The 11,633-nt window shown below is 44.4% G+C and carries 9 protein-coding genes and 1 tRNA gene; 3 read left to right on the forward strand and 7 right to left on the reverse strand.

The features are described 5' to 3' along the window. Positions 1-44: 44 nt before the first annotated feature. The 3 genes from LDL35_RS10540 to LDL35_RS10550 are packed head-to-tail and all read right to left on the reverse strand — an operon-like array spanning position 45 to position 2,740. Positions 45-644 (reverse strand): fibrillarin-like rRNA/tRNA 2'-O-methyltransferase, encoded by a 600-nt coding sequence (locus LDL35_RS10540; RefSeq protein ID WP_304022297.1) that lies wholly within the window; start codon positions 642-644, stop codon positions 45-47. Next, positions 641-1,528, reverse strand: coding sequence for an RNA-processing protein (locus LDL35_RS10545; RefSeq protein WP_304022298.1), 888 nt, complete (start codon positions 1,526-1,528; stop codon positions 641-643). The genes LDL35_RS10540 and LDL35_RS10545 overlap by 4 nt, the downstream gene beginning before the upstream one ends. Continuing rightward, on the reverse strand, positions 1,529-2,740 hold the full coding sequence (locus LDL35_RS10550) for a tripartite tricarboxylate transporter permease (protein ID WP_304022299.1): 1,212 nt from the start codon (positions 2,738-2,740) through the stop codon (positions 1,529-1,531). It abuts the gene before it with no gap. A 79-nt stretch (positions 2,741-2,819) separates the two neighbouring features. On the opposite strand from LDL35_RS10550, the gene LDL35_RS10555 reads away from it, so the two are divergent. The 3 genes from LDL35_RS10555 to LDL35_RS10565 all read left to right on the forward strand — a co-directional run bounded on the left by LDL35_RS10555 (position 2,820) and on the right by LDL35_RS10565 (position 4,569). Beyond that, a complete protein-coding gene (locus LDL35_RS10555) occupies positions 2,820-3,515 on the forward strand; it encodes a uroporphyrinogen-III synthase (RefSeq protein WP_304022300.1) in 696 nt (231 codons plus the stop codon). Beyond that, complete coding sequence (locus tag LDL35_RS10560; RefSeq protein WP_304022301.1) at positions 3,515-4,447, forward strand: RNA-guided pseudouridylation complex pseudouridine synthase subunit Cbf5; 933 nt, start codon at positions 3,515-3,517, stop codon at positions 4,445-4,447. Before LDL35_RS10555 ends, LDL35_RS10560 begins: the two co-directional genes overlap by 1 nt. Positions 4,448-4,485: 38 nt before the next feature. Then, a tRNA-Ser gene (locus tag LDL35_RS10565) sits at positions 4,486-4,569 on the forward strand. A gap of 1,354 nt (positions 4,570-5,923) precedes the next feature. Here LDL35_RS10565 and LDL35_RS10570 read toward each other — a convergent pair. The 4 genes from LDL35_RS10570 to LDL35_RS10585 form a co-directional block, all read right to left on the reverse strand. Next, positions 5,924-6,745, reverse strand: a complete 822-nt coding sequence (locus LDL35_RS10570) for a hypothetical protein (RefSeq protein ID WP_304022302.1) — start codon at positions 6,743-6,745, stop codon at positions 5,924-5,926. A gap of 86 nt (positions 6,746-6,831) precedes the next feature. Then, positions 6,832-9,324: an oligosaccharyl transferase, archaeosortase A system-associated gene (locus LDL35_RS10575; protein ID WP_304022303.1), complete on the reverse strand. Its 2,493-nt coding sequence runs from the start codon at positions 9,322-9,324 to the stop codon at positions 6,832-6,834. A gap of 138 nt (positions 9,325-9,462) precedes the next feature. Then, positions 9,463-10,629 (reverse strand): hypothetical protein, encoded by a 1,167-nt coding sequence (locus tag LDL35_RS10580; protein ID WP_304022304.1) that lies wholly within the window; start codon positions 10,627-10,629, stop codon positions 9,463-9,465. 425 nt (positions 10,630-11,054) lie between these two features. Beyond that, positions 11,055-11,432 (reverse strand): acylphosphatase, encoded by a 378-nt coding sequence (locus LDL35_RS10585; protein WP_304022305.1) that lies wholly within the window; start codon positions 11,430-11,432, stop codon positions 11,055-11,057. Positions 11,433-11,633: the final 201 nt, after the last annotated feature.

Here is an 11,633-nt window from a genome sequence, read left to right on the forward strand (position 1 = left end):
ACAGCCGTCCGAATCTGCTTCGGGCTATCATTTTTCAAAATTTTTTATGGAGAATATATTCCCCATACTGATACATGACCGGTATGGTACCTGTCCAGATCAAGAACTGCAGGATTGGTGATTCCGCCTTTTTCAAGTACCTCCACCACTTCAGTAATCCTGTCCTCTCTTTTTTTATCAGTCCCCATTGATAGCAATTTTAAAAAAAGTATCAGCTCTCCTCCCCTCTTGAGAAAAATAAGATTCCTCAAAGCTATATCGGCCTGGTCACGCTGGGCAATATCCTGAATGAGGAGATCCACGGGCTCGACAAAGGGAAGATACCGCTCGGGATAGCGTGCATCTTCAAATAACGGGATGATGTTTTTTCGTGCCAGGGCAAGGCGGACAAGGCTCCGTACCGGCCGGGGAGAGAATTCCACTGCGTACACAACCTCGGCGTAATCAGACAGGAATGAGACCGTTGATCCGGCTGCAGCCCCAAGATATAAAATACGGGCATTTGTGACAGGAGGCTCACCATGCATATGGCATAATGCAGCAACCTTGCTATAGCCAGGATCCCATATCCGCATGCCATGATACACACGATCTCCAGGCAAAACTGCTCCGGGAGATAATAATTTTCCATCCTGCCAAATCATCCCAGCTTCCCTGCCCGGCATATCTTCTCACCGGCCTTTCTGATAAACTCATCATCAGGAGCTCCTCTGAAATAATCAATCCTTGCAGCGATTGCCAGCTGACATGCAAGTACCCTGCTCACCCTCCCTCTGACCCGTCGTTTTGCATGATGGACTCCTTTATACTGATATATGATACCATGTTTCGGGGGATTTGTCCCGCTTGTCAGATGCATAAATAATGATGGTCCGGCTCCAAGAACCTGAAATGATGCTGCGGGCATACCGGCAAGATGGTGTTTACTTCCCGCTCCTGCAAGAAGACGGGCACTCACAAGTGGGCCACATAAGGCAGACATGTTTGGAAGGGATTTTGTTGCATAATCACGAACATGCTGAGAGATAAGAGTCCGGGATTCACGAACCCGCTGGATATTTCCCGCGAGATGACTTAACGGATGCGTCTGATCCTTTGCCAGGCTCTCAATAAGAGAACTGATATTCCGTTCATTCCCGGATAGTCCGGCAGGGTGCAGTGCAATATAATAATCCTCAATCTTCTCATACAGACGGGCTATTGATTGATCAATCTCATCAAGGATCCTAATAAGATGGATGAGCGCTGCCTCATCTTTATCACATCGCTCTTCCAGGTCACGAATAGTCAGCCCGATTGTAATATCCCGAAGGAGGGACAGGTATCCGTTCCGGTCAGGAACAAATCCGGCACTGACTGCCTCCTCCCAAACCGGCAGGGGGAGTAATTCTGAATTATCACGACTCTCGTGAATATCATCTATTATATCTCCCAAGGATCTGACGGCCGGGGTCAAAAAATCCGACGATCCCTGGTAAAGAGCCTCATACCAATACCGAAATGTTCGGCCGACCTGATTTTTGGCCATTTATATCACCACAATCCCGAATGAATACAGAATGACCGGAATGGTAACAACCCCCATGCAGGGAACCCGTGAGACATCAATCATCTCAGGTATCATCCCGATAGCCGTTGCAAGCATGAGAATGACAAGACCGAAGGGACCGGTCAGAATACCACACACCAGCACAAGAGCGATAGCAACCCAGGTGTTCAGATATGAACTATTCAGACCGGATAAGGATGAAGCCATTCCAGCGAGACTGATCGTAATGACATACGCACCAAGGGCAGCAAGACATGCAATTGTCAGCAGGAAGAGAACCGGTGGCGTTTCAAACCCGGCGAATGCAGCCATCACCCCGTTCCTCATTCGTCCAATGGCAACAAAAACTGCGATACCAATAATACTGTTCGCGAGAGTTGAAGCACCGATTGCAGCAAGGTAATGAAGCCTCTCCTGATCATACGGGATCCACCCGGAGATTACGGTATTGGCACTTGCCGTTGATAACCCGGGAAGCCACCCCACGACCAGTCCGGCAATGGTCCCGGGAAGAGCGGCACGAGCCACACTCCTCGTCTGCATTGAGAGACCTGAAAACCGTTGCCTTGGAATATTCCCTTCAGACGCCGTCAGAAGGAACGGGAGACCAAATAAACCGGTCAAGAGTGGCATAAGGATGCTTCCCGCTCCAAGGGTGTTCCATGAGAGGTACTCAAACCTGAAAGCAAAGAGACCAAGAATGCCTGACACAAGGCAGATGGCACAGAGCCAGCCTGTTGCTTCACTGCGCACGATGATCATACCCATTATCAAAACAAGGAGTGAACCGGTCAGGATATCAACCGAAGACTGAAGAAGGGGAATAAACCACAGTGCTGCAAGTGCCAGAGGGATTGCAAAAATGACTCCCCACAGACTTCCAAGGGCTGATATGCGGACTGCTTCTTCCCCTTTTCCATTCAGTGTCAGAGAGTGGGCAGGCAGAACCGAGAGAGAGGTCCCGTCATCCGGTACACCCAAAAATGTTGCAGGGATTATTTCAAGGAACGAATGGGTGATGAGCGTGGCAATAAGGATGGCCGCCATCCCTTCCGGGCCCAGGAGAGGAAGAAGCGTCGGAGAAAATCCAAGGAGAAGGGCTGCAATCATGTTTGCGTGGATTCCAGGGGTCAGACCACTGATTGTCCCACACATCATCCCCCCCGTTATACCTGCCAAAACATGAATCATCTGGTTCTCATGGATTTAAGTGTATAGAACGCATAAAATATCCGCATCCGTTCTGAATAAGAGGGGCCAGGGGGATGATATGCGGATTGCAATTACACGTCTGAAAGGAAAAGAGGGAGATGACAAGGCAAGGTGCGCACGAAGGGGGCATGACTGTTACCCGGTCTCTCCACTCATCGGGGAGATGAACCCTGACCAGATTGATGCATTTATTCAGGATGTAAAGGACAGGAAATTTGACTGTATTTTCTTTACCAGTGCCCTTCCGGCTCACCAGATTGGACCATATCTGCATGACCTGCCACTTCCCAGGGTCATTGCAATCGGTCCGCAAACTGCAAAAGCCCTCAGAGAATTTGGCATCATGTGCGAGGTGCTCCATGAGTTTTACTCCCGGGCTTTCGTTCCCTTCCTGGGAGACTGGATTGTAGGGAAAAAAATCGGCATCCCCCGATCTGATGCACCAAATGATAAACTTCTCCAGGGAATACGGGATGCAGGGGGTTTTCCATTTGAATTTCAGATTTACGCACTTATCCCGACGTATGAATTGCTCAACCTAGACCAGGCGGAGGGCATTCTTTTTACCAGTGCCTTGTCATTTAAATCGGCCATCTGGAAACGCCGGGAGGATCTTATCCTTATGGCTATCGGAGAGGTGACAGCGGAGGCCATGGAGGATGCAGGCCTTATGCCTGATGTTGTAGGGGATGGATCTCTTGAAGGGACACTCGATGAACTCAATCTCTTCCTTCTCATGAATCCGGGTGGATAATGGAACAATCCTCTTCTTTTCTGGCAGATATTGCTGCGCACCAGGGATCGATCATCCTCATCGACAAACCCCGCGGGCCATCCAGTCACCAGGTGGCGGCATGGGTCAGGGAAATTACCGGCGTGTCATCCGTTGGTCATACCGGAACCCTTGATCCCCCGGTCTCCGGGGTGCTGGTCATTCTTCTCGGGCGGGCAGTCCGACTCACGACTATTCTGCATCAGGATGATAAGGAATATGTGGCACTGCTCAGGCTACAGGGAGATGTATCAGATGCAGAACTTGCTGAAGTCATTCAGCACTTCACCGGAAGGATCTATCAGCGGCCACCCAAGCGGAGTGCAGTAAAACGTGCCCTTCGTATCAGGGAGATCCATGAACTTGAGATGCTGGGAAGGGACGGACGACTTGTGCTCTTGAGGGTGAAATGTGATTCAGGCACCTACATCAGATCACTGTGTCATCATATCGGCATGGCCTGTGGGGTAGGGGGAGCAATGGTTGAGCTCAGGCGAACCAGATCAGGTCCCTTTTCCGAGAAGGATTGTGTCACCCTTCATGCACTCCGCGACGCAGTTGAGCGGGCACGTGCCGGTGATGATTCGTTCCTTCGGAAGATCGTGCGGTCACCCCTTGAGGCATTGGACGGGTTTCCCCGGATATATATGAAGGAATCAGCCGCTGATGCAATCTGTCATGGTGCCAGACTCTCTTCACGGGGTGTTGTCAGTCATGATAAGTTCCAGATGGAGGATCTTGTCGTCATGATGACAGGGGATGATTTCATCGGAGTCGGGGAAGCACTGGTTTCAAGTTCACGGATTGTCCCCGGTGAAAAGGGACTGGTTGTCGCACCCCGGCTTATCATGCAGGATATCGGGGTGTATCCAGCAGTCTGGAAATCTCATCAGCCAAAGAGAGAAAAGTCTTAAAAGAACTGACTGCCAACATATGTAAGCATCTTCTGTTTGCTGAGGTAGTCTAGTCTGGGAAGGCGCAAGATTGGAAATCTTGTGGGAGCAATCCCTCGGGAGTTCAAATCTCCCCCTTAGCGTCTGTATCTGTTTTCAAAGCCTTAGGTATGTATTTTGCAGGTTCACACAGAGCCAGTCAATTAACTCAAAGAAATAGGCATAGTTTCGTATAGACTCAAGTGTGAGCGGATATATGTGGACCTTCTCGTGAAGGGGTTCAGATGCTCATAAGTGCTTGGTACTGATTCTTTCAGGCTCTTGCACTTGCCATTTTTAATCTCTGTGATCCGTCCCTTGCTTGCCAGGCCTGCAGCCTCGGAGATCATCTGGTATTAACTGATTCGTGCATAAAGGAATATTCCAAAGGTCATAGGGTGACCATAAGGATGATAAAGCGCGATTGTAAGATTTATACAGGTCTCTTAAAACATAGTTCAAAAAAGATCTGAACCATATTTACGATTATACGATGGATTGTACAAAATGTATTGATACGTCTTATGATCACCAAATGCTAAATACATCAGCCAGTCTAACTTTGGAATGCAGATAGTAGACTAAATTAAGACACTAGAAGAACAATTACGTGTATGCGGCTAATATCCACATTACCGCATACACGAAAGGGATGAACACCAATTAATTCAGATCCCCTAAGTCTCTTCCGGGCTGCCGGATTTGACAATTTATCTATAGGGTTTCTCTACAAATAATATTTGCCTGTGTTTGGGATAATCCACAATCCTGGCCAGGTAGGGAAGAAATGAACACCAAAAAAGGAAAGTCCCTGAAGAGGGATTTAAAGAGAATCTGTATAGATATCGTGGTTCACCTTGTGGCCATGTATCTATACTACCATCTCTTTTTATTCCCTTCATCCTATTTAGATTCTAGTTCCGTATAGGTCTTCATGGAGAAGATCCGTTTATTACTGTTAAAAATAAACGATGAAACTACCTTTCGTCGGGCACTCGAAAGCTGGCCAGTAGATCTTTACTATTCTTGAATTTCTGATATCAACGTGGCCATCAGTTCATCCAAAATTGACGAATATCTCTGTACCCGCTCAGTAATGACACCCTCATTCAACCTGTTTCAAACAATTCCTGAAGTAATTCAGTAACATTACAAGGTTTTTAAACTGATTCACGAAATGAAGAGTTAAAGTCCACATTTTCTTCTTTGTGTGCACGCGATTTGCCCTGCGATATTGACATCTGGAATTCCATAAGAAATCCAGGTCTTCCAAAAGGTCAAATTTAGATTCAGCCAAATATATAGCAACATATAGTTTATTGTAGCAATTAATCCTCAATTTTATCGAATTATAAAAGACAGGTGGTAATTTATGAGTACAAAGAACATAAATGCGACCCCTAGGAGAAATTGACCTATTTAGGTGATACCTCGGAGATTCAAGAATTAGAGAAAAATTTAGGTTACTGATAGACCTGATTGATAGTCAAACGCTTTCGAGAACTGTATTATCCCTCCACTTGCCTTTGCCTTATCCTTCATTGAGTTCGTTGCTGATGTCCTGTTCCATGACGCCCCATCATCACGGGCTTCCATGACATCGGCAGAAAACTCTGTTGCCACTGTCCCGATTGCATACCCCAGACCAGATGCAGGATTTGGTGTGAGAGCAATCCGGTACGAGAGTGCAGACGGGACCGACCCATCAGCAGCGACAGTCCTGGCTTTGGCTGACGTTGAGTACTGGGCACTGTTTACATTTATCAGCGAACTTCGTGCCCTGACCGTATTACAGAATGCCGGAGCAGCAGCTGATGATCCGGATGCAAATACACACCGGCCGATACCATTCGAATCTGAATAGTTCCCCCCTGTACTCATGACCAGGGACTCGTCTGCTACGAGGTGACTACCATCTATACTCTCGTATGTAACTACCTTGTCTGTTTTAAAGTTATACAGACCCTTTGTCTGGTTCCGGGAATCAAAATCAAGTGAACTGCTCAGCATCAGATGCCCCCCGTTGATCATCAATGAATCTTTGTAGAGTAAGGAGGCCATCGTCTCATTTGGTCCAAACATCCGATCATCACGTGTTCCGGATGAAATTGTCCAGTCGAAAGAAGTATCGGTGCTGACATATCCGATAACGTCTATCAGAGTTGTGATCGATATCAGTTGGTTTTCAGGTGTCGCATTCGGAAGAAAGTCTGCCCCTATCGGAACTGATGTAAAAAATAATGCCAGAATGGCAATTACAGCTATACGTATCCAAAACATAACCCCACCCACCAATGCAAACTGTGTAATTGTCGGGAGAGTATAAGTACCTAATCAGGTACTAAAAAAGTGGAAGACAGAGATAGTTATGTATAGTACTTCTCTATCTGTGATTCATCAACATCGAAGGTCTGATTTGTCTCAATGATACGATAGGGCCCGGTTGCACGGACATCATAGGGTGAGTTCGTTGTTGCATAGGGGAGGGTGAAGGTGCCATTCTCACTCTGCTGACGATAGGTGAAGTGACGGCCCTGGTTTGTAATGATGGGGACTTCGATGGTCCCGGTTCCGGGGATAGTGTATCCCTTGACCCGTTCGAAGATCTTGATGTTGTTGAGAGTTACGTCACCGGGGAATGTCCGGGTTCCGTTTGATTCGTAGATGAGGCGGTAATTCTGGAGGGCCGGGGTGTCGGTGATGGGGGAAGTGTATTTTAGAGAAACAACCTCTTGGTTCGGTTGTTTTTGTGAAAGGAAGACCTGAGTTTGTGACAGATTCAATGGGAGTAAATTTTTCATAACAGGAACTTCCTGGTTTTCTATTGTTGTTGTACGATAAGAAACGAGTACGCTTGTATTTGCTGGAATAAACGAACCATCATTCACATGGAGTTTTACCAAAGTCGTGTTAAAAAAGGCAGATTTCAATCCGATCATCGGTGAGAGTATCTGACTTTTCTGATTTGGAACACTATAAAAGATAAAATAATATGGATCTATCGTTAAATCAAGAGAAATCCACTTAAATAACGTAGGAATGTCATTAAATAACAATTTATTTGTAGTAATAATATATTGTCCATGAAACTTTCCGGCTATCTTCTCTGCCTCCTCATCTGATTCAGATAAGAAATATTTCGCAACTGAACCCATATTATCTTCAAACGGTGATGTGACAATGATCTTATGAGACAAGGCGAGTATCCAGTGTCCATATTCCCATGAGGATATTATCGTCGATGCATTTTCAGGATACGTAAAGTCGCTTTTCGAGTAAATAGAGTAATAATCCAAACCAGAAGAGTTCTGATCTTTTAACCAAAGAAGGGGATCAATCCATTCAAGATCAATAGATGCAATCTGAGTTTCCTTATGGGCTACTTCACTCGCAACAGGAATTGAGAGGATAGTAATTATTCCAATTAATATTCCAACTATGATTATTGACTTATTACTCTTATTTCCTGTAACATTGTTAATTCTTTTATCTGATTTTCGCTTATCTGATGGTGAATTGGAAGTTATCATTCTCCGATATAATTCACTTAAACCGATGCCGGCAAAAAGAACCACAACAATCCCACTGTAGTAAAGATACCGGGTAACGAGCATACTTAGCACAAAAAAACCTATTCCCCAGGTACATAATCCCAGATACAGGGGCTCCTTGAATTGAATGAACTTTTTAAATATTTGATAAAATCCAAAAATCGCAAATGCGGATGCGATATTAAATAAAAGTAAGACCACTACGGGATCAGAGGGCTGCATTTCATCGATGGTTACTCCGGAAATACCAAATCCTAATGTTCCCTTTAATGTACCCATCAAAGATCCTATAATATCAGGAGCACTTACATTAAGGCCAAATAATAATCCAATACCAATTACACCAAATATAGCATAATAGTAGATCCGATTACTCAAAACTGGAGGGAACATTAATAGATACAATAGCAACGATTCAAGAATGATTAAAAAAGGAGCCAAAAGATGAACTATAGAATACTGGCTAAATGATACTCCGGGAACATGAATACCACTGATTCCAAAAAGAATAATAAAAAAACCAAATATTATCGCATGAATCTTTAAAATTTTAAGAAAATCTTCTTTATTATGAATTACCAGAGGTAAAAACAGAGTTATTACCCCAACAATACCTGCAATAAGGGTACAGGTAGGTATTGTCATTATAGCCAGATAATAAATAAGACCACCAATTAATGCAGGTAAGAAATCGCCGTAGTTACATACCAGGCACTGGTGATCATACTCATCACTTATATGATTTTTTGTGCTTTTCAAATTTTTTAGGAGGTAGAAATAGCAGATAAAAAACAATGAAGTCAGCAAAACCTCCAGAATATGATGATCGACATATCCATAAAATGAACGAAAGAGTGTTTCTCCTCCTAATACTGAGATCAATATCGCCGAAAGATATCCAGCCTCCTTATTCCAGGCAAGTTTTCCAAGCATATAACAGATAGGAATCAATATTAATCCCAGAATTGGAGGAATCCACGAGATTATTCGAATAATATCGCTCTGATTTGTTGCACCAAGTAGCCAGACAACGCTGCTTACCATTAAGGGAAATACCGGACCCCAGTCAATAACCTTACCCATTGGATAAGAAAGCATCGGATCATACCATGAATAAGCAGGGAAATGATGAAGTATCTGTTCAACCTGACGGACCGTGTACCAGGGATCGGTCATTGAAACAACAGGCTCGATTCCAGATAGTAAATATTCCATTGGCAACAGACGTATCCAGAGTCCAATGAGAGCAAAAAATAAGAGGCAAATACCTAATCCAATATGAAAACGATCATTGAAAATTGATTTCATTCCAATAGTACTGGTTCTTCAATCACATGAATCCATCGAAATTACACGTAATTGCAGAGATAAAGTTATCCAGGTCAAAATAGTTAACTAATACTGATATTAGAGAATTAAAAAAAGAATGAATCAAAGATTTAAGTATTAGAACTTAAATCCTGATTCGTATGCAAAGGTCTTCTGGAAGTTCTTGATACCGCCGGTGACGGATGCAGTGTCCTTCCAGTTGTTGGTTGCGGATGGAACCTGGTTCTTTCCACGTGCTTCCATGATGGAGCCGCCGAAGAGAGTCTTTACAGTTCCGTCTGCAAATCCACTGCCAGAGTTGCTGTCAGGAGTGACGGCGATCTGGTAGTTCAGCATTGCCGGGATGTCACCAGTTGCTGCAACTGCACGTGCTGCACCCTTGGTGGAGATCTGAGCACTGTTGATGTTAACAAGTTCACTCTTTGCCTTGACGACATTACAGAATGCCGGGAAGTAGCTGCTGGATGAGGATGCGAAGACACAGCGGATGCTGTCTGCAGTCTTCTCCCAGTTGCCTGCAACATCAAGTGTCCACTCTTCTGCACCAACAAGGTGTGCACCTTCAGTGCTTGCATAGGTCAGAACTTTCTCAACTTCGAGGTTGGAAAGGCCCTTGCCCTTGTTCTGTGAGTCGAAGTCGAGGTTCATGTTGAGTGCCAGCTTGCCACCGTTGCTGCGGAGGGAGTCGGTCCAGGTCAGGATTGCGATCTCTTCACCAGCATAGAGCTTGCTGTCATGAATGTTTCCAAGGACCTTTCCTTCATTCGAAACATAGTCATAGTTCTCAGTATCAAGGAGCATTAAGTCAAGGAAACCTGCAAAGTCCATGCTTCCCCAATCTGAAGTACCATCGGCGTTAATGACTGGTTCCATCTTGGTGGTGAGCTCTTCCTTTGGAACATTGAACTTCTTAATATACCAGTTACCATCTGATAACTGAGCAGCATTTAAATAGGTAGTCCAAGAGGTACCATATGTAGTTGCCCATGACTGTGCAACAGACTTGAGGTAGTTATACTCAGCAGTTGTCAAGGAGTAACCTGCATCAATGAGCTGTTCCTGACTGTTGGTATCAAAAATTGCACCAACAAATTCTGCATTCTGAGAGTCGATGGTCCACTGCATTTCTGCTTCCTGGCTGACTGCGCCAGTAACATCGATAAGAGTATCGATGGTAAAGATCTGGTTCTCTGGAACCTGCTGCGGGAGCCGGTCTGCGGATGCAAACCCAGTGACTGCAACAAGTGCAACCAGTGCAAGAACAATTGCGTATCCGAACTTCACGTAAATTTCCTCCTACATTTCATGCTGATACTCTCAGCATCAACAAAACAAGGTTGTGAGTATCGTTATAAATAGTTTCCCAGAAAAAATGTCGTTGATTGACGATAAAACCTTTGTTTATCGTAGTTTTTAAACCCATCCTTTCTTCTAAAATGAGCCTTATTCCTTCAGAAATCTCAAAATAATTCAGGATATTGCAGGAATCGCGAATCATTCGAAATACACACCTGTCGAAGTCATCATTTTCGTATCGCCCTGAAATATCTCTTGATTAACGCTCATGTGTCACCTCCAATGAAAAAAGAGTATTGTCAAAATTTCCACCCTAAACCTGAAAGGCTATTGAATGGATTATCTCATCATCTCCTCAATAAATGAAATGATACCCATGGCGAGAACCAGAATGACATCATCTTTGAACACACTTATTTAAGAACCCGATCCAGTCTCTGATTGATACTCTGGAGGTAATAGAGAATTGAATCAAACCCATCTAAAAATTCATCCATCATTTCGCCCCTCATGATTATAAATTCTGAATATTTTCCCGAATAGGGATATTCAGTAACCTCAAGAGATTTGATCTTCACCGGGGGAGAAATCTTTCGAATCGACTGAATAAATGCAGTAATTTTTCCCTCTTCACCTTCAATTACAATAGCAACCTCTTGTGAAGACTGATTTCGAACATACCCGGTTAATTCAAGACCATCAGCGATATCCTCAACGTAATTCCGAAACCCTGCTCCCCGGACTTTTCCTTTCACTAAAATATGATAGTGTTTCTTATCTGAAGCGGACATAGTAAATAAACTCCAACGAATCCATGGGCACTATCTGCATAATACTCTCACGGGCAGTGCTGAATGTTTGAACGCATCATCATTATTTGTGTGAGCCCAATACATACTAATGAATCCATCTTCAAAAGTATCATCTGCCCCATCAGAAGACGAGAACGAAGGGCCCCTTACATTCGAGAAAGTATGGAAAATGTTTCAGGA

The organism is Methanospirillum hungatei (assembly GCF_020216685.1).
GTDB classification, from domain to species: domain Archaea; phylum Halobacteriota; class Methanomicrobia; order Methanomicrobiales; family Methanospirillaceae; genus Methanospirillum; species Methanospirillum hungatei_B.